Raw genomic sequence first — 19,884 nt, forward strand, 5'->3', positions numbered from 1 at the left:
AAGATGCCACCGGCTGAATATGAAAACCAGTATTACCAACGGCTCGGAAGTGTCTAGATTATCCGTGGCGATTCACAACCTTCTTACATAGATATAGCAATTCAAGCTAGATACAACTTCGTATAAGTTTTCAACACATTTATTTTTAGTGAGTAACTACAGAGAAAATCTTTAGTTGAATACCAACTTTCATTCAAAACACAAGAAGGATTCAAAAGCAAAGAGTGTAGAAAAATCTATAAATTTGAATTAACTGTTTTACACATTTAGCATGATTTCATAGTTAAATGCTTAAGCATACCTTATGTATTGAAATTTTCTCATGTTCTGAGATCCAAAACATCATGAATCTTATCTAATTGTATTTATTAAGATAATACCTTTCATATTACAGCAGACCTGTTTAGCGATAAATGCTATCCATGATCTAGATCAATAATCAAAATTACACATTCATAGATAGTTACTGCACGTTGCGAAATAAGTTATCAAACTTAAATTTTGAGACTCACAAAGGTTTAATCCAGATATAACAGGAGGTTATATCTTCCTGCCCGGATAGCACCCTTACTTTAATTTTTTCTTGCATTGATGAGAGCTTTCAAATGAACTCTTTAAATAAATCAGCTATCGCTGTTTTTATGTTTAGTGTTGTGTCTACTGGTGTAGCTGAAGCTTCTTTAACTGGTGCTGATCTTGCTGCTGCCAACTCTTACTTTAATTCACATCCAGACATTGTAAAATATGCCCCGTGGATTCGTGACAATGTAATAGCAAGCAACACATTGAATGATGCTAATAACACACTCGTAAGCAATAGCTATTATGATCAGGCGCAAGGTAAATTAATCTATGTAACACAAATTGGAGGGATCACTCCACCTGTATCTATGAGCACGTTAACCCCTTCTACACCTGCAAAAGTAAATTTAGCTGCTAATATACCCGTAGTAGTTTCTGGTAACACTGCTGTAACTAATACTAAAACAACTTTAAATGAGCCTGGTTTGATTGCAGCACCAGCTAACACTACAAATGCTAACATTATTATAACTACTCCAACTAAGCAGTCTTTGATTGTTGAACCACCAAAGCCAGTAATTAAAACCCCTCCTTTGGTTCAGAAGGTTCCTGTAGCTACGCCTGTTGCTATTCCTATAGTTAAACAACAAATTCCTACACCTATTAATCAGGGTGTACCTTCTCCATTACCACATAGCATACCTAACAAAGTACCTCCTTTGTTGACTAATAGCACCCCTAATAAAATTCCTGTCCCTATGGCTTACAACGTTCCGGTTAAACAACCAACAATTCAACCTTATAATGTGCCACCTAAAATAAGTCTCCCTATTCAGCAGATTCCTAACAAAAAACCTATACCAGTTGCACAGCCTTACAATGTTCCGAGCAAAATCCCAACAGTAAAAACTAACTTAATGTACACTCCAACTATACCGCCAAAAGCTATTATTCAGGCTCCTGTACAACAGATAATTAGCCGTAATGATCCTATCGGGGTTCAGGGCGGGGTTCAGAAATTAACAATCACTGTAGTAGATAGCCAAACTCCGGTAGCTACAACAATTCCTGCTCCAAATACGGCTAACACATCTTTAACCTCTGCGATTAATGCAAACGCTAAAGCTGATGCAAACACAAACGCACTAACTACTAAAGTAGATTCAAATACATTCAAAGCCGATCAGGATAGACAAGATCAAGCCCTGCAAGATGCATCTGACAAAGCGACTCAGGCAATAAATACGGGCGCTTATGCGCAATCTTTAGCTGTTGATGCACAAACAGTAGCCGCTGCTAATAAAGCTGCTGTCGCTAACGTTCAGTCGCGTCAACAAGCACAAGAAACCACTATTCAGAATCACAGCGCACAACTGAAGAACCATGAAGAACGTATTACAGCGTTAGAAAATGAAAGTAATAACAACTTCCAGAACCTTAAGGATGATGTAGATAACAACCGTAAACGTGCTGCTGTTGGTGTTGCTTCAGTGGCCGCTATGAGCAACATCCCGCAGGTAACAGACTCTCAGACTTTCGCTATCGGTGCTGGTGCTGGCGGTTATGACTCTCAAGGTGCTGTTGCTATAGGAATCTCTGCTCGTGTTACCGATCACATCGTAACTAAAGCTTCTGTTGGTACGGGTTCCTTCGGCGGCGCTACTTACGGGGCTGGTGTAGCTTTCGGTTTCTAAATAAAGTTTTTAACCCACGCCTCTTCGTTAGAGGCTTTTATTAAGAGTTTTAAATAACAAGCCAGTTAACCAACGATATCACTACAAACTCACCCTATGACTTATGGCTAACTGGCTTAATTTGATTATTCTGATGATAGCGAACATGACAAAATATATTTTATTCTCCACTATAGTGGCATTAGCATTAGTGGCCACAGGTTTCTTTATGGGGCTAATGTATGTTGAATGGGTGAGATTATGAAAGAAGCTATTCTTATAGATACACGCTTCACGATTCTCTTTATTTAAATAACGGTGTAGGACATATGAACAAGTTGATGATAGTAGCTTTGTCTGTTTCTGCGTTAGCGGGTTGTACTTCACAGGCTCAACGCATGGCAGATTGTGAAGCTCAAGGTATTAGCCGTGATGCTTGTTACATTGCAGAACAAAACAGTCAGGCAACGATAAACGCTTCAGCTGAAAAGCAAGCAATGGAAAATGCGCAAGCGCTCTATCCAGTACAGAAAGCACAATCTGCGCATGGTTTACCTAAAGGCTGTACACAAGTGATGGATGCTGCGGGGCAATGCAATACAAAAGCACCTAAAGTGAATAACATCACTAAGGAAGCTAATCATGTAATGAATAAGCCTATCTCTGATAGTGCTGAATATCTTCTTGCTAATGGCTGGAAGCCTAATAATGGGGTATGGAAGAAACAAGGCTATACGCTTTTGCTGACTGTTGAAAATGGAAAAGTCGTTAATTCGAAGCTTAAAAAATAATATCCCCCTGACTTAAAAGGGACTAAATAGCAAAGTATATTAGATTCGTGATTGTCAGTCTTTAGTGTATTGCTAAAGCCGCCCTTAACAGATGGGCGTTTTTTTTCAATTATTCTTGAGTATTATATGATGATTGATGCAAATGAAGCAGTAAAATAAGGGTTCGCTAAAATAAATCAGGCGACTGCGGTCGCCTTTTTTATTTGCGGGTCTTACTCCATGCAAAGGTCAGAGATGCCATAAGCCCTTTTACTCTAACTGCCACGCCCCGCCATGAATAAGCGATGCTCCTCCCGCCCAAGCAAAGAACGCCAGCTCGCGGCAGTCGGCATCAGGATAAATACGACTACTGAGGCACGCCTCACCATCGTTAACAAACACTTCGACGGAAGAGCAGTCAAAGAACAGGCGCAGGCTGAGCGCGTCGTTCAGGTTAAGCGCGACGCTTCGGGTACCGCACAGGCCATACTGTGGATAGTGACGCTCCAGCACCAGGCGCTGCATCTGGGCATCAACATAGAGGCGTAGCCCGTCGCCGAGACGAATGCCGTATTGCTCCGCGCTGCTGTTTGTGCAATCCCATTGCAGAATGACCTCCATCGCATCGCAGTGTTCCACCAGCGTCATCTGCTGGTTATTAAGCGTACCTATCGGCCAGGGGAACCACGCCCCGCGCAGGGTTTCAACTTCTCTGGCCGGCCGCATTTGCAGATGATTATCCGCGCTTAGCGTCAGTTCGCGAGGTAAGGAGAGCATGCCTGCCCAGCCATCCTCCTGTTCTGGCAGAGATGATTCCCACATGTCCAGCCAGCCGATAACAATGCGGCGGCCGTCGGGCGTCAGGAAACTTTGTGGCGCGTAGAAATCATGCCCGTAATCCATCTCTACAAATTCACCTTTACGCACAAAGGGCTGGCCGGGCTGCCATTCACCTACCAGATACCCGCTCTGGAAAAGATTACGGTTTTTGAATCCGTCCGCCGCCAGCCCCTGAGGAGAGAACATCAGCACGCGTTTACCATTAAGGGTGAAAAAGTCCGGACATTCCCACATGTAGCCCATCTCTTTTTCAGCCACCGCGAGCACGCCCCTGTCCTGCCACTCGCGCAGATCGGCAGACCGGTACGCACGCACCTGGCCCGTATCACCCTCTCGCGCGCCAACGACCATGTACCACCACTCCCCTTCACGCCATACTTTCGGATCGCGGAAGTGATGCAGTCCAGGCGGTGTGTCAATGACGGTCCCGTGCCGCACAAAGTGGATGCCGTCACGGCTGGTTGCCAGGCACTGAACCTGGTAGAGATTAGCCTCATCGCCGGGATCGCCGTGGAATTTGTGGCCGGTGTAGATCAGCGCCAGCGTGTCGCCATCCACCACCGCTGAGCCAGAAAAACAGCCGTCCTTGTCGTCTGGTCCTTCCGGTGCCAGCGCAACCGGGAGGTGTTCCCAGCGAACTAAATCCTTGCTGCGCGCATGGCCCCAGTGCATCGGCCCCCACTGGGTCGAGTACGGATGATGCTGGTAAAACGCGTGATACCAGCCGTCAAACCACACCAGACCATTCGGGTCGTTCATCCAGCCGGCACGCGCGGCGAGGTGGTAACGCGGATACCAGCGCAGGTTAAGATCGCCGCGTTTGGCCTGTAATGATTGTTCAGCTTTGGCAATGGAATACATCATTTGTTTACTCTTTTCAGTCAGATAGTGGAGGGTTGCGGCATGAGCGGGTCAGAAGAAGACTTACCCGAGCGCAACAGGAAGATGGAGATGAGCGTGGTGCTGAAAACTAACAGCCCCATAATGAGATAGGATTGGGCAAAGCCGTATTTCTCATAGCTGTAACCCGCCAGCGGCGACAGCACAGACGCAATCACCGAGCTTGTACAGGCAAAGCCCACCAGATAGAGCGTGGAAGAGAGCCGCTTATCAAAATGTAAGCTGTTGTATTTAAATATCGAGACCAGCAATACGGGCAGTTCTACCGCGTGCAGCAGCTTGGTAATGGAGATGAGCACCGGCCCCTCAACCAGACCGGATGCCACCATACGCATTGCCATCACCATACCCGCGAATATCAGGCCGTTTTTCGCGCCGAGGCGGTTCACCAGCCACGGGGCGCAAAACATGCCCGCCGCCTCAAGGAAAACCTGGAAGGAGTTGAGATAGCCGTACATGGCGTTCCCTTCCTGCAACGTCGGGAACTGTGATGAGAAATAGACCGGGAACTGCTGATCGTAAACGCCGTAAATGCAGGTGCCGATAACGAAAAACACCAGCGCCCAGAAACGCGGCAGCGTCAGCAGGCGCAATGCGTCTTCCAGCGTCACCTTGCCACCGGACACCGCTTCCTGCATGGCGTGCGGTGCGGAAGAGACCCGCAGGCGCGCGAGCAAAACAAAAAACACCAGCCCGGCGCAGCTCGCGACAGCGAAATTCAGCTTCGGATTGATGTTAAACAGGAGCCCCGCAAAAAAGGTTGCCGCCGCCCAGCCAAGCGATCCCCACATTCTCGCCTTGCCAAACTCAAACTGGCTCTGACGGGCCACGCGTTCGGTATAGGATTCCAGCACCCCAATCCCACCGTTAAACGTCAGGCCAATAAAAATCCCGCCGAAAATACTGCCCAGCAACACGTTAATTTGCAGCAGATAGCCAAACAGCAAAAAGGCCGGACCGGAAAGAATAAGCAGACTGGTCAGAAACCAGAGCAGGTTTTTGCGCAGGCCGAGTTTGTCCTGAATAAATCCATAGCAGATTTGAGCAAACAGCGCGGAGACGGAAAGCACGGCATAGATAACGCCCGTATCCCCCGCTTTTAACCCCACTTCCTGGTGGAGCCAGATAGAGAGTAACGAGCCGGAAGATGACCAGGTGACAAAAAAGAAAAACAGTAATGCGCTCAGTAAGGGATAGCTGTGAGAGTGATGCGTTTTCATCATGGCATTCTCGTGTTGGAGTAATGACCCGATGGTAACGTTAACATCCATACTTTCTCATGCTGCCTGATTAAGATTTAAGATGTTAATCACGAAAGTTAACGTTAACATTAAGGAAGTGAGATCGCGATCATAAATTCATAACTGAGGTAAGCATGACTTAACCTGGTCATCAGCCTTCCTTTTACATCAGCGACTTAGTTGTATACCCTCTCACAGAGCATTAACGGAGTAAGAAAATGGCTTCCCTGAAGGACGTCGCAAAGCTGGCAAACGTATCGCTGATGACGGTTTCCCGCGCGCTTAACAGCCCGGAGCGCCTTAAACCGGAAACGCTGGCGCGCGTACAATGGGCTATCGAGCAAACCAGCTACGTTCCCGATCTGTCCGCCAAGAAAATACGCGGCGCGAATGCTTCGCCTAAAACCATAGGCGTGCTGGCGCTCGATACGGTCACGACACCTTTTTCGGTGGAGATTACGCTGTCCATTGAAGAGACGGCCAGGATGCACGGCTGGAATAGCTTCGTCATGAATATGTTTGCTGACGACAATCCGGATGCCATTGTCGATCTTCTGCTCTCCCACCGGCCTGACGGGATTATCTACACCACGATGGGGTTACGTCAGGTTCCTCTTCCTGCCAAGCTGCTCACCCTCCCCTGCGTGCTGGCCAACTGTGAGAGTGTCGGTGAAAAGGTCGCCAGCTATATCCCGGATGATGAACAGGGGCAGTACGCCGCCGTCAGGGCATTACTCGCAGAAGGCTATCGGCAGCCCCTGTGTCTGCATTTACCTGTGGGCCATCTGGCCACAACCCGGCGCCGTCAGGGGCTTGAACGCGCCTGCCGTGAAGCCGGAATCGACCCGGACAGCCTGGAACATGCGTATATGGCGCACGGGGATGAGCATTATCGTGATATTCCGACCGCATTGCTGGCGCGCATCCGGAAGGGCATCCCGCGGTTTGATTCCGTTATCTGCGGTAACGATCGTATCGCGTTTATGGTGTACCAGACGCTGCTGGCGCAAGGGCTTCGCATCCCTGAAGATGTCGCGGTTATCGGCTATGACAATATGGTGGGCATTGGCGAGCTGTTTTTGCCGCCTCTTTCAACGGTTCAGTTGCCCCACTACGAAATTGGTCGCCTGAGCGCCCTGCACATTATTAACGGTGAACAACACCGGGAAACGACGCGCGTTGAAAGTCCATTTTTAATGCGTGATTCCATTGCGCGCGCCATGTGACTACCGCTTTTTGTCGTTGATGGAAAAAGAAGGGGGTATGAAGGCAGCATACCCCCTTCTTTTGTCAGCCAATGGCACGATTTGTCACACTCTTTTCTGTCATTTAACAACCCGAATGAATACCGCATAAACAATTGTTTTTATTGGCAATAAACTGCAATTTTCTTTTTAAAAATGGTGATATTGCCTCTCCTGTGCTCCATGTCACAAAACAGTAAACAAATTAACCATTGAGCCCCGTGACAAAAGGCTCTATATTGGCGGCGTTTTTTTCAGGCCCCATCTGTTTTTTAACTTTTTATTCAATCGTGGCTCATAGCGAAGCGGCGGTTGTAGGAGTGATATGATGACGGATAAAGTCCGTATTGACACCGTAGATGCCCACAAAAGCAACGAAACCTATCTGGCCCGTCAGGCCGAGTTTGAATCTAACGTCAGGAGTTATCCGCGCAAACTGCCTTTAGCGATTACTAAAGCAGAAGGCGTGTGGATCACCGATGCAGATAATAAAGAATACCTTGACTGTTTAGCAGGCGCAGGGACCCTTGCGCTTGGCCATAACCATCCTGATGTGCTGAAAAGCATCCAAAATGTCATTACCAGCGGCTTGCCGTTACACACTCTGGATCTGACTACGCCTCTGAAAGACGCGTTTTCTGAATATCTGCTCTCTCTGCTGCCTGGTCAGGGCAAAGAGTACTGCCTGCAGTTCACCGGTCCATCCGGTGCCGACGCCGTTGAAGCGGCGCTGAAGCTGGCGAAAAAAGTGACCGGCCGTAGCGGTATCATCAGCTTCTCTGGCGGTTACCACGGCATGACCCACGGCGCACTGTCCGTGACCGGTAACCTGTCTCCGAAAGAAGCTGTTGACGGTATGATGCCAGAAGTGCAGTTCATGCCTTACCCGCACGAGTACCGCTGCCCGCTGGGTATCGGTGGTGAAGCGGGCGTGAAAGCGCTGACTTACTACTTCGACAACCTGATCAACGACGTTGAAAGCGGCGTGCGTAAACCTGCCGCGGTGATCCTGGAAGCCGTTCAGGGCGAAGGCGGCGTGAACCCGGCTCCGGCTGAGTGGTTGCAGCGCATTCGTAAAGTGACTCAGGAACACGGCATTCTGCTGATCCTCGACGAAGTTCAGGCTGGCTTTGCCCGTACCGGTAAATTCTTCGCCTTCGAACACGCAGGCATCGAGCCAGACATCATCGTGATGTCTAAAGCGGTTGGTGGCGGTCTGCCGCTGGCCGTGCTCGGTATCAAAAAGCAGTTCGACGCATGGGCGCCAGGCCACCACACCGGTACTTTCCGCGGCAACCAGCTGGCAATGGCAACCGGCCTGACGACGCTGAAGATCCTGAAAGACCAGAACATCGCGGGCAAAGTGGCTGCACAGGGCGAATGGCTGAAAGGCCAGCTGAAAGAGATGGCAAAACGTTATCCGGTCATCGGTCACGTGCGCGGTCTGGGCATGATGATCGGTATCGAGATCGTTAAGCCACACGAAGCTGCTGACCATATGGGCTGCTTCCCTGGCGACGGCGAGCTGTCTGCGCTGATTCAGAAGAAGTGCTTTGAAGCCGGTCTGATTCTGGAGCGCGGTGGTCGTAACGGTATCGTTCTGCGCCTGCTGCCTTCCCTGCTGATCAGCGACGAAGAACTGAAAATCTTCCTGGATAAATTCGAGCAGGCACTGCTTGCTGCGGGCGTTCGCCCGGCGTAACCGGAGTAGTAGATTACGATGTCAGATTCAAACCCAATTTTGTTCTCCTCTGCGCAGAGCATTGAAGCTTACCAGCAGGCGATTGAACAAAGCACTCAGGCTGTGATGCAGTGGCTGAAGCAGCCTGAGATGTACCAGGGCAAAACGGTCGCGGAGCTGCGCGACCGTATTAAGCTGGATTTCACCCCGAAAGGGCTGGGCAACGAAGCGGCAATTGAACGCGCCGTGGAGTTCTTCCTGAAAGACAGCTTGTCCGTTCATCACCCGCAGTGTGTGGCGCACCTGCACTGCCCAAGCCTGGTGGTAAGCCAGGCGGCGGAAGTGCTGATCAACGCCACTAACCAGAGTATGGACTCCTGGGATCAAAGCCCGTCCGCAACCATTATTGAGATCAAACTGATCGAGTGGCTGCGTACCCGCGTGGGTTATCAGGCTGGCGACGCGGGTGTCTTCACCAGCGGCGGTACCCAGAGCAACCTGATGGGTCTGATGCTGGCGCGTGACGCATTCTTCGCGCGTCAGGGCCACTCCGTTCAGCAGGACGGTCTGGTGGGCGATCTGCGCAAAATTCGCGTGCTGTGCTCCGAAAACGCGCACTTCTCCGTGCAGAAAAACATGGCGCTGATGGGCCTGGGCTATCAGTCCGTAGTGCAGGTGAAAACCGACGAGTTCTCCCGCATGGATCTGACCGATCTGGCGGCGAAAATCGAGCAGTGCAACGCGAACGGGGAGCAGATTCTGGCCATCGTCGCGACGGCAGGTACTACCGATGCCGGTGCTATCGATCCGCTGCGTGCCATTGCTGAACTGGCGGCGAAGCAGAACATCTGGGTACACGTTGACGCGGCCTGGGGCGGCGCGCTGCTGATGTCCGATCAGTATCGTCACTACCTGGACGGCATCGAGCTGGTGGATTCCGTCACCCTGGACTTCCACAAGCAGTTCTTCCAGACCATCAGCTGCGGCGCGTTCCTGCTGAAAGAAGCGCGTCACTATGAGCTGATGCGCTATCAGGCGGCCTACCTGAACTCTGAGTTCGACGAAGAAGCGGGCGTGCCTAACCTGGTGTCCAAATCTCTGCAGACCACCCGTCGTTTCGACGCGCTGAAGCTGTGGATGAGCCTGGAAGCGCTGGGTCAGGAGCAATACGCGGCGATCATCGATCACGGCGTAACGCTGGCGCAGCAGGTTGCGGCCTACGTGAAAGAGCAGCCTGCTCTGGAACTGGTTATGCAGCCACAGCTGGCAAGCGTGCTGTTCCGCTTCCGTGGCCAGGTGCAGATGGACGACGCGGGCATCGCCCTGCTGAACCAGAAAATTGGTGATGCGCTGCTGGAATCCGGCCGTGCAAACGTCGGTGTGACCGAGCATAACGGCATCACCTGCCTGAAGCTGACTCTGCTGAACCCAACCGTGACGCTGGAGAATATCAAAATCCTGCTGTCGCTGGTTGAGCGCACCGCGCAGGAAGTTCTCGCGAAGTAATACAAAACCCCTCTTCCGACGGAAGAGGGGTTATCTTTATACGCCTGCCCACCACATTCTGATTTTCAATCCCCAGTAGCTCGTCCAGCCCGTTGTGGTACTGACTACTTTCCCCTTTGACACAATCACCAGCGTCGGCGTTACGCTCACTTGCCACTGCTGCGACACGGCACCGTTTGCATCGTTAATCACCGGCATACTCAGGTTTTTCTTTTCAGCCCAGCGAGCGAGCTTTGCATCGTCACCGGAGCGCATGGCAATGCTTACGACATTACCGCCCTCTTTTGCCAGCTTATCGACCGCAGGTGTCGTATAACGACAGATGCTGCACCAGGTTGCCCAGACGTAAATCAGCAGGGGGCGCTCCTTGCTGAGCGCCGCGATATCGTGAATGTTACCGTCGATGCTCTGCATAGGCGTTGCGCTAAAGCTAGCGGGTAATGACGGCTTTCGGTATTGATCCACGCCCCACATGACCGCCAGCGTAAGCAGAATGAGTATGATCCCTTCCCGCGCCCAGCGGCGCAGGCGACTCAATTTACGGTTATCCATCATGACCTCTCGATTTAACGGAGGTCATCTTAGCGGGCTATTCGGCGTCATGCTGTAAAGAAGTGTCGCGTCACTTTATTCCGGGGTATAGCCGTAGTTGTAATGGCTATAACCCGAGTGGTAATAGAACGCAGCGGATTTCACAATATCATTGAGAATCGCGCCTTCAACCTGGGCGCCCATCTGCTGCAGACGCTTCCGACAGTTTTCGATCTCTTTGACGCTGGTTTTACCGAAACGGGCAACCAGCAACGTGGTTGCCGCGGCTCTGGCGACGAGTAACGCATCCGTTACGGCCAGCACCGGTGGCGTGTCAACAATCACGATGTCGTACTCTTTGTCTATTCGCGACATTACCGTCTGGAAGCGCTCATTCATGAGCAGCTCGACAGGATGTGAAGGCTGAGGCCCACAGGTCAAGACATCAAAGCCACCTTTCTCGAAGCGTTGAATCGCATCCTGCCACTCTACGCTTCCCCCCAGCACGCTGGACAAGCCATGCTGGTTGTTCAGTTTGAAAATATTGTGAACATATCCCTTGCGCATATCCGCATCAATAAACAGTACCCGTTGACCTGCCTGAGCGGCAATCGACGCCAGCGAGGTGCTCACCAAAGTCTTTCCGCAGTCCTGCGAAGGGCCTGAAATCACCACTATCCGATTAACGGCATTCATCATGGTAAAATGCAGACTGGTGCGTAACCCGCGCACCGCCTCGACAAATATATCCGCCGGACGGTCAACGGGCGGGAAAGGTACGTTTGACGTCCTGTGCTTCCAGTGGGAAGCAAACAGCGTCCTTCTGCGTAAATGCGTTTTTTTCCATAGCCACACTGAACGCGGGAGCGTAGCCAGAAGAGGCATTCCCTGCGCTTCCAGCTGTTCAGACGAGGTGATGCCCCGTTTAAACGCAGAGCGCACCAACACCGTTCCTGCAGAGAGCATCAATCCCACCAGCATACCGAACACAATGATAATCACTTTGTGCGGTTTGACGGGTCCAGGCTGCGTTACTGCAGGGTCAATGATCCGCACGTTTCCGATGGCGCTGGAGCGCGAGATATTCAGCTCCTGCTGACGCGTCAGCAGCTGCAGATAGATGGTGCGCCCGGACTCAACGTCACGGCTTAAACGCAAAATTTCCTGCTGTGTAGAAGGCATGGATGAGACACGGTTATTCAGACGCGTACGTTCCTGCTCCAGGGTCTGTTTTTTTTCCCGTAATGCGCGGTAGGTTGGGTGATCCTTTTTGAAAAGCTGAGAAACTTCTGCTTCGCGGAACGTCAGCTCGTTAAGCTGATTTTCCACATTAACAACCTGATCGAGAACCGTCTTCGCCTCAAGGGATAGATCGACAGAATCGCGCTGCTCTCTGTAGGCGTTCAGTCGTGCTTCGGCTTCATCCAGTTCGCGCCTGATTTTAGGTAATTGGTCCTGTAAAAACGTCAGGCTGCGGGTATCTTTAGCTTCCTGGCGCGCAATATTCTGGCTGAGATAATTTTCAGCAATGGTGTTGAGCACCACGGCGATCTTGTCAGGGTCCTCGCCCGTCAGCGTTAAGCTGATAATTCCGCTCTGCTTCGCCGACTCAGAAACAATGAGTCGGCGCTGAAGGGCGTTAATTGCTTCAAGCTTTGTGACGGTTTTGAGGGCAAACCGGGTGCCTGGTGCCGCACTGAGCGAGGTGACAAGCAGCGTTACTCCGTCTTTAACCAGCGTTTTCCCAACAACGCCATCAGCCTCAAGCGTATTTCCTTCGAGGTGATACCGACCCTGCTCCTGAACGGTCAGTAAAAGTTCCTGTGGCTTGTCTTCCAGAAGAGGAAGGGTAAGCGCGCCAATTGTCAGTTCACCGGCTTTACGCCCTCGTTCCAGCAGCGGCCCAATGACGGGCAGCACGCGCCGTTTGACGCTGTACGTTAGCCCCAGCTTATCAACGGTTTCTCCCAGAATCATCCGCGACTTGAGCAGCAAGAGTTCGGGCGCAACATCAGGTGAAAGATCGGTACCAAACTGGTTTAAGCTTTTGAGCAACGAGTTGTCCTGCTTCGCTTCTATCTGCACAAGGGCATCAGCCTGATAGATCGGTGTGACGCTATACGCATAGATCCCGGCGCATACGGTGAACAGGAGCGTGATGCACGCTATCATTACCCGATGATCAAACATCTCAGCCAACAGCTGAATGAGATCAATTTCTTTATCATGCGGTGTCGCAGCACCAAATTTGTCTGATTTATGAGACGACATTACTGCTTCATTCCTTGTTGACGCAAACGACGAGCCCATTCCTGACTGGCTTTTCCTAACTGCTCGAAAACATATTCGAAGGCTTCCCGGCTTTTGCGATACGGGTCGGGAATGTCCTTTGTTTCCAGCCACTGACCAAACAACAGCGATTTCCCCCGATTCTCCGGCGCCACTGAGGCAATAAAACGGAGATGCTCTGGCTCCATCACCAGAATCAAATCGGATTTTTGTAACAGAAAACGTGTGACCTTACGCGCCACGTGACCTTCCAGCGAAACGCCATGACGTAAGGCGACTGCCTTTGCAGTCGCATCCGCCGGGCGTCCTTCAAGCCCGAAAATACCTGCCGAGGTCACCTGCGCGTCGGGTAGCTGCTGGCGCAACAGCCGCTCACCCATCGGTGAACGGCAAATATTGCCGGTGCAAACCACGAGAATTGAATTGAACATTATTGCGGCCACGACCTGATGTAACGGACGGTTTCGGTCAGGTCATGTACGCCACTGATGGTGGGTACCAGCTGGGCGATCACACGATTCCAGCGTGAAAGCGGTGCCGTCGTGACATAGACAATGTCGTACGGTTCCAGCTCGAATTCTGTGCTCAGCACCATGGCTGAGGCATCTTCCGCATTGAGTTGATAGATGTTGGCGATTTTATCTTTCTCGCCTTTTCGTGAAACCGGGCGAATAACAAAAATCCCGGTTGCATCGGCCATATTCTGGTTCAGCCCGCCTGCATTCCCCAGGGCTTCGGCCAGCGTCATGCCGCTACGATCCATCTTAAGGGTGCTCTGTTTAACCACCTCGCCCATCACAAACACTTTCAGCGCGTCGTTCCGGGGAACAAACAGGATATCGCCCGGATAAAGCAGCTTATTTTGGGTTAAATCGCCATGTTGCATGAGAGCATAGAGTGAAAGGCGCGAGTCCTGGCCATCATGCGTGAGCACGACGTTACGCCAGTCGGCATCCGCAGAGAGACCGCCCGCGGCGTTCACCGCATCCATTACCGTCAATGGAATATTGGTTATTGGCTGCTGGCCCGATTTCTCAACCTCTCCGGTGATATAGGCTTTTTGAGAACGGAAGGAGGCAACGCTGACGTCCACCTGAGGGCTCTCAATGACCTCATCCAGCCGCGCGGTGATCTCCTCACGTACCTGCGAAACCGTTTTGCCCGCCACTTTCAGCTTGCCGACGTAGGGGTAGAAAAGCGTACCATCGGCGTTAACCCAGTTACCCGCGTCGCTCGCGCTACGGTACTGCCCTGCGGGCGTCGTGAGTTCAGGGTGATCCCAGACGGTGACCGTCAAAATGTCCCCTGAGCCAATGCGGTATTCCCAGTTTTTGAGCTGCTCATCCAGAGTAGGATTTGCCTGAGATTTAGAAACGGGTGGGCGCAGTTTTTCAATCAATCCAGGGGTTAAAGGAAAAACTTCCACGCGTTTGTCCAGCGGATCGTTAATTTCCTCACCGGTAGTGACTTTTTTCCCGGAAAGACTTAAGTTCTGGCCTGGTGAAAATACACATCCTGTTAGCTGGCTGAGCGTCAGAAAGGACAGTAAAAGAGCAGTTGTATTTTTCATTTATATAAAATGTTGATTTATCGTTGCGCTGGGTAGTTAACTCGCAAAAGAAAGCAAGCAAGCCCTTGAAATATCGTTATTTATTATTTCACCGTGATACTGTAAAACACACGTTCGCTGTCGTTTAAAAAGTTAAAAAACAGCGCACAATTGCGCAAGAAAACGGAGAGTAATAATACTTTATGCGCCGCGATATTAAATGTTATCCCTTACGAAAGCATTCGCTTAACGGTGCTATTTTGACGTATAAACTTATTTTCAGAATAGATTAATAAAATAATAAAAATAACAAATATTCCGCACAATCAACATTCACCGCAATGATGAGCATCACCGCTATCGACTACCCAAACCCCTCCACTTTTGTTACATTTTTTATCAAACGCATCATGCTTTGATACTTAAAATAGACCGTCTGTCTTGTGCTGTGTGCCCTGCAGACGAAAGTCTCTGAAACAATATCACTGGAGAAAAAATGGCTAAGCGTAAATTGCTGCTTCTGAGTGTATTACTGTCTCTGGCGGGCTCCGCGTTTTCTGCCCCGCAAACCGCCGCTGCGCCATCGGGCATCAAGGCCTATGAAGAACAAGAGTTCATCGCCGATTTCACGAAGTTTAAAATCGGCGATACGGCACCGGCGCAGTATCAAACGCCGGAGTACACCATTAAACAGTACCAGCTGCGTAACCTTCCGGCACCGGATGCCGGTACCCACTGGACCTACATGGGCGAAAACTACGTCCTGATTGGCGATGCAGATGGCAAAATCTACAAAGCCTACAATGGAGATATTTTCTATCATCGCTGATACGATCGTAATCCGTCCGTGTCAGGAGAGCGACCGCCCTTTCCTGCGTACGCTCTACCTCCACGCCCGGCGTGAAGCCTGGCCGTGGCTGGACAGTTCTGCTTGGCAGCTTGAAGATTTTGACGCGGCAACCCTGGACGAAGAGATTTGGGTGGCGGAGCAGGATGGGCACCGACTTGGCTTCGCCTCAGTCTGGACGAACGATAATTTTCTGCACAACCTGTTTGTCGACCCGCAGTATCAGAGCCTGGGCGTCGGACATGTGTTGCTTGAGCACGTACAGAAGACGTTTACCAGCACGGGCTCACTCAAGTGTCTGGTGAAAAATACGCGGGCTATTACGTTTTACCAGCGGCACGGCTGGCACATTGAGGCGACGGGGAATTCTCCTGAGGGAGAGTACTATCTTATGCATTACCGGCTTGGGTAAAGTCAGGTGGCGCTTCGCTTACCTGACCTACAAAATCGTATTTCGTAGGCCGGGTAAGGCGAAACCGCCACCCGGCAATCCAGCGCTGGGGGGTTACACCGCGCGGAAGGCGATTTCACCCGGGATCACTTCACCCTGCCAGTACAGCTGCGCCGCAACGCGCCCCGCCAGCTGGCGGTACATCTCAGCGAACTCGCTGTCTGGACGGCTGACGACCGTCGGCTTCCCGCTGTCCAGATCTTCACGCAAGGAAATATGCAGCGGCATCTGCCCCAGCAGCTGGGTGTGATACTGCGCTGCCAGTTTTTCCGCCCCACCCGTACCAAAGATAGGCTCATGGTGTCCGCAGTTGCTGCAGATGTGCATGCTCATGTTCTCGACGATGCCGAGCACCGGCACTTCCACTTTCTCGAACATCACGATGCCTTTTTTGGCGTCGATCAGCGCGATATCCTGCGGCGTGGTGACCACAACGGCCCCCGTTACCGGGATGTTCTGCGCCAGCGTCAGCTGAATGTCACCGGTGCCCGGCGGCATGTCCAGCACCAGATAATCCAGATCCGGCCACATCGTTTCCTGCAGCATCTGCAGCAGCGCTTTGCTGGCCATCGGGCCGCGCCAGACCATGGCGTTATCGTCGGTCACCAGGTAACCGATGGAGTTGGTCGCCAGACCGTGCGCCACGATCGGCGCCATATGCGTGCCGTCCGGCGAGGTTGGACGCTGATTTTCCGCACCCAGCATGTTTGGAATAGACGGACCGTAGATATCGGCATCCAGAATACCGACCTTTGCCCCTTCCGCCGCCAGCGCGAGCGCGAGGTTAACGGCGGTAGAGGATTTACCCACCCCACCCTTACCTGAACTCACGGCGATGATGTTTTTCACCCCGTTGACGCCCGGCTGATTTTTCACACGCTTCAGCGTGGCAATGCTGTGGCTCAGCTTCCAGTCAATCGCTTTCGCACCGGTAATGCGCAGCAGCTCGGCGCTGGTCTGCTCTTTCAGCGTATCAAAGGCGCTGGTCCAGACGAACGGCATCTGCACTTCAACGTGCAGCGTATCGTCCAGCCATGCGACGTGGTGCAACGCTTTCAGCGTAGTGAGGTTATGCTTCAGGGTTGGATGCTGAAAGTTAGCCAGCGTCCCGGCGACCATTGCTCGTAAGGCTTCCGGTGATTTGGCCTGGGATTGAGAACTCATCCCGACTCCTTTGTTCTTGTGAATAAGACCTTAGACAAACAAGTTTACCTGAAAGGCCGTGGTTTGTGCTTACTTAATAATGCCCCTTTTGGTAATATCGAAAACCCTTTTCACAGTTAAAAGAAGTAATGCCTACTATGACTCAAGTCGCGAAAAAAATTCTGGTAACGTGCGCCCTGCCGTACGCCAACGGCTCAATCCACCTCGGCCACATGCTGGAGCATATCCAGGCTGATGTCTGGGTCCGTTACCAGCGAATGCGCGGCCACGAGGTTAACTTCATCTGTGCGGACGATGCCCACGGCACGCCGATTATGCTGAAAGCGCAGCAGCTGGGGATTTCCCCGGAGCAGATGATTGCCGAAATGAGTCAGGAGCATCAGACCGATTTTGCTGGCTTTGACATCAGCTATGACAACTATCACTCCACGCACAGCGACGAAAACCGCGAGCTGTCGGAGCTGATCTACACCCGTCTGAAAGAGAACGGTTTCATCAAAAACCGCACTATCTCTCAGCTGTACGATCCGGAAAAAGGCATGTTCCTGCCGGACCGTTTCGTCAAAGGCACCTGTCCAAAATGTAAATCCCCGGATCAGTACGGCGATAACTGCGAAGTCTGCGGCGCGACCTACAGCCCGACCGAACTGATTGAGCCCAAATCTGTGGTATCCGGCGCCACACCTGTGATGCGTGATTCCGAGCACTTCTTCTTCGACCTGCCGTCCTTCAGCGAAATGCTGCAGGCGTGGACCCGCAGTGGCGCGCTGCAGGAGCAGGTGGCGAACAAGATGCAGGAGTGGTTCGAATCCGGCCTGCAGCAGTGGGATATCTCCCGCGATGCGCCGTACTTTGGCTTCGAAATCCCGAATGCGCCGGGCAAATATTTCTACGTCTGGCTGGATGCGCCAATCGGCTACATGGGCTCCTTCAAGAACCTGTGCGACAAGCGGGGCGACACCGTCAGCTTCGACGAATACTGGAAGAAAGACTCTACCGCCGAGCTGTACCACTTCATCGGCAAAGACATTGTTTACTTCCACAGCCTGTTCTGGCCGGCCATGCTGGAAGGCAGCAACTTCCGCAAGCCGACCAACCTGTTCGTACACGGCTACGTCACGGTGAACGGCGCGAAAATGTCCAAGTCCCGCGGGACGTTCATCAAAGCCAGCACCTGGCTGAACCACTTCGACGCGGACAGCCTGCGCTACTACTACACCGCGAAGCTCTCTTCCCGCATCGATGATATCGACCTGAACCTGGAAGATTTCGTGCAGCGCGTGAACGCAGACATCGTGAACAAGGTGGTGAACCTGGCGTCCCGTAACGCGGGCTTTATCGCCAAGCGCTTTGACGGCGTAATGGCCGCTGAGCTGGCGGACCCTGCCCTTTACCAAACCTTCACCGACGCGGCAGCCACCATTGGCGAAGCCTGGGAAACGCGCGAGTTCGGTAAAGCAGTGCGTGAAATCATGGCGCTGGCTGACCTGGCTAACCGCTATGTGGACGAGCAGGCGCCGTGGGTTGTCGCTAAACAGGAAGGCCGCGATGCCGATCTGCAGGCCATCTGCTCCATGGGCATCAACCTGTTCCGCGTACTGATGACGTACCTGAAGCCGGTTCTGCCGCAGCTGGCAGCCCGCGCTGAAGCGTTCCTGAATACCGAACTGACCTGGGATGCAATGGCGCAGCCGCTGCTCGGCCACAAGGTGAACACCTTTAAGGCGCTGTATAACCGCATCGAGATGAAGCAGGTTGAAGCGCTGGTCGAAGCCTCTAAAGAAGAGGTGAAAGCGGCTGCAGCACCGGTAACCGGCCCGCTGGCGGACGATCCGATTCAGGAAACCATCACCTTTGATGATTTCGCTAAAGTCGACCTGCGCGTGGCGCTGATTGAAAACGCAGAATTCGTGGAAGGCTCTGACAAGCTGCTGCGCCTGACGCTGGATCTCGGCGGCGAGAAGCGCAACGTCTTCTCCGGCATCCGTTCTGCCTACCCGGACCCGCAGGTGCTGATCGGCCGTCAAACCGTGATGGTCGCTAACCTGGCGCCGCGCAAAATGCGCTTCGGCATTTCCGAGGGGATGGTGATGGCAGCAGGCCCTGGCGGGAAGGATATCTTCCTGTTAAGCCCAGACGAAGGCGCGAAGCCGGGCCAGCAGGTGAAATAACAAAAAAGCCGGAGATAATCTCCGGCTTTTTTTATGGTTTCGGATGATGCACCCGATGGGTCAGCCCGCGCAGGAAATTACGCAGAAACTGGTCGCCGCACTCGCGGTAATTTTTGTGGTCCGGCGCGCGCATCATGGCAGTGATTTCCGGCATCGACACGCGGTATTTCTGCTCGGTCATGATCGCCTGGATATCGTCCGTTTTCAGCGAGAAGGCGATACGCAGCTTTTTCAGCACCGTGTTGTTGTTCACGCGACGCTCCAGCGCCAGCTCGGGCGCGGAGTCATCTTTTCCACGTTTATCGTAAATCAGCCCGTTCAGAAAACCCGACAGAATGATGTCCGGGCAGCGGACGAAGCCCTCTTCGTCCTCTTTGGTCATCCAGGTATCAAAATTTGCAGACGTGGATTCCATGTCGGACAGCGCAAGAATGCGCACCATGTCGTTATTGTTTGCTTTCAGGGTGTAGCGCAGGCTACGAAGAATATCGTTACTTAGCATAGA

At 52.0% G+C, this 19,884-nt stretch carries 16 protein-coding genes; 8 read left to right on the plus strand and 8 right to left on the minus strand.

The features are described 5' to 3' along the window. Positions 1-605: 605 nt before the first annotated feature. Complete coding sequence (locus IM299_RS07125; RefSeq protein ID WP_193357239.1) at positions 606-2,216, plus strand: YadA C-terminal domain-containing protein; 1,611 nt, start codon at positions 606-608, stop codon at positions 2,214-2,216. A 308-nt stretch (positions 2,217-2,524) separates the two neighbouring features. Continuing rightward, positions 2,525-2,986 (plus strand): hypothetical protein, encoded by a 462-nt coding sequence (locus tag IM299_RS22860; protein WP_227013056.1) that lies wholly within the window; start codon positions 2,525-2,527, stop codon positions 2,984-2,986. Positions 2,987-3,235: 249 nt separating this feature from the next. On the opposite strand, the gene IM299_RS07135 is transcribed toward IM299_RS22860, so the two are convergent. Together IM299_RS07135 and IM299_RS07140 are read right to left on the minus strand one after the other, a co-directional pair. Then, positions 3,236-4,669, minus strand: coding sequence for a glycoside hydrolase family 32 protein (locus IM299_RS07135; protein WP_193357240.1), 1,434 nt, complete (start codon positions 4,667-4,669; stop codon positions 3,236-3,238). Between the two features lie 17 nt (positions 4,670-4,686). Continuing rightward, complete coding sequence (locus IM299_RS07140) at positions 4,687-5,928, minus strand: MFS transporter (RefSeq protein WP_193357241.1); 1,242 nt, start codon at positions 5,926-5,928, stop codon at positions 4,687-4,689. 236 nt (positions 5,929-6,164) lie between these two features. On the opposite strand from IM299_RS07140, the gene IM299_RS07145 reads away from it, so the two are divergent. The 3 genes from IM299_RS07145 (at position 6,165) to IM299_RS07155 (ending at position 10,377) form a co-directional block, all read left to right on the plus strand. Beyond that, positions 6,165-7,172, plus strand: a complete 1,008-nt coding sequence (locus IM299_RS07145) for a LacI family DNA-binding transcriptional regulator (protein WP_193357242.1) — start codon at positions 6,165-6,167, stop codon at positions 7,170-7,172. Positions 7,173-7,515: 343 nt separating this feature from the next. Further along, positions 7,516-8,892 (plus strand): diaminobutyrate--2-oxoglutarate transaminase, encoded by a 1,377-nt coding sequence (locus IM299_RS07150; protein ID WP_014884533.1) that lies wholly within the window; start codon positions 7,516-7,518, stop codon positions 8,890-8,892. Between the two features lie 18 nt (positions 8,893-8,910). Continuing rightward, a complete protein-coding gene (locus IM299_RS07155; RefSeq protein WP_193357243.1) occupies positions 8,911-10,377 on the plus strand; it encodes an aspartate aminotransferase family protein in 1,467 nt (488 codons plus the stop codon). A gap of 36 nt (positions 10,378-10,413) precedes the next feature. Here the strand turns inward: IM299_RS07155 and IM299_RS07160 are convergent, their stop codons facing one another. The 4 genes from IM299_RS07160 to IM299_RS07175 form a co-directional block, all read right to left on the minus strand. Next, positions 10,414-10,929 carry a protein disulfide oxidoreductase gene (locus IM299_RS07160; protein WP_045259750.1) on the minus strand — a complete coding sequence of 172 codons (516 nt, stop codon included), beginning with the start codon at positions 10,927-10,929 and terminating at the stop codon, positions 10,414-10,416. A 75-nt stretch (positions 10,930-11,004) separates the two neighbouring features. Continuing rightward, on the minus strand, positions 11,005-13,179 hold the full coding sequence (locus tag IM299_RS07165; RefSeq protein WP_193357244.1) for a polysaccharide biosynthesis tyrosine autokinase: 2,175 nt from the start codon (positions 13,177-13,179) through the stop codon (positions 11,005-11,007). Next, positions 13,179-13,628, minus strand: coding sequence for a protein-tyrosine-phosphatase (locus tag IM299_RS07170; protein WP_048957523.1), 450 nt, complete (start codon positions 13,626-13,628; stop codon positions 13,179-13,181). Before IM299_RS07170 ends, IM299_RS07165 begins: the two co-directional genes overlap by 1 nt. Beyond that, a complete protein-coding gene (locus tag IM299_RS07175; protein ID WP_028013832.1) occupies positions 13,628-14,767 on the minus strand; it encodes a polysaccharide export protein in 1,140 nt (379 codons plus the stop codon). Before IM299_RS07175 ends, IM299_RS07170 begins: the two co-directional genes overlap by 1 nt. A 475-nt stretch (positions 14,768-15,242) precedes the next feature. On the opposite strand from IM299_RS07175, the gene IM299_RS07180 reads away from it, so the two are divergent. Then, positions 15,243-15,575 (plus strand): RcnB family protein, encoded by a 333-nt coding sequence (locus tag IM299_RS07180; protein ID WP_193357245.1) that lies wholly within the window; start codon positions 15,243-15,245, stop codon positions 15,573-15,575. Beyond that, the gene (locus tag IM299_RS07185) at positions 15,550-16,005 is read left to right on the plus strand and encodes a GNAT family N-acetyltransferase (protein WP_370567632.1); all 456 of its coding nucleotides are present in this window, start codon (positions 15,550-15,552) and stop codon (positions 16,003-16,005) included. Before IM299_RS07180 ends, IM299_RS07185 begins: the two co-directional genes overlap by 26 nt. A gap of 93 nt (positions 16,006-16,098) precedes the next feature. Here the strand turns inward: IM299_RS07185 and apbC are convergent, their stop codons facing one another. Beyond that, the gene (apbC, locus tag IM299_RS07190; RefSeq protein ID WP_041909062.1) at positions 16,099-17,208 is read right to left on the minus strand and encodes an iron-sulfur cluster carrier protein ApbC; all 1,110 of its coding nucleotides are present in this window, start codon (positions 17,206-17,208) and stop codon (positions 16,099-16,101) included. Positions 17,209-17,345: 137 nt separating this feature from the next. On the opposite strand from apbC, the gene metG reads away from it, so the two are divergent. Next, entirely contained in the window at positions 17,346-19,379 is a 2,034-nt protein-coding gene (metG, locus tag IM299_RS07195; protein WP_049000348.1) for a methionine--tRNA ligase, read from the plus strand. Positions 19,380-19,410: 31 nt separating this feature from the next. Here the strand turns inward: metG and IM299_RS07200 are convergent, their stop codons facing one another. Further along, positions 19,411-19,881, minus strand: a complete 471-nt coding sequence (locus IM299_RS07200; protein WP_045259745.1) for a DUF1456 family protein — start codon at positions 19,879-19,881, stop codon at positions 19,411-19,413. Positions 19,882-19,884: the final 3 nt, after the last annotated feature.

The organism is Enterobacter cloacae complex sp. P47BA, from assembly GCF_014930485.1.
GTDB classification, from domain to species: Bacteria; Pseudomonadota; Gammaproteobacteria; order Enterobacterales; family Enterobacteriaceae; genus Enterobacter; species Enterobacter bugandensis.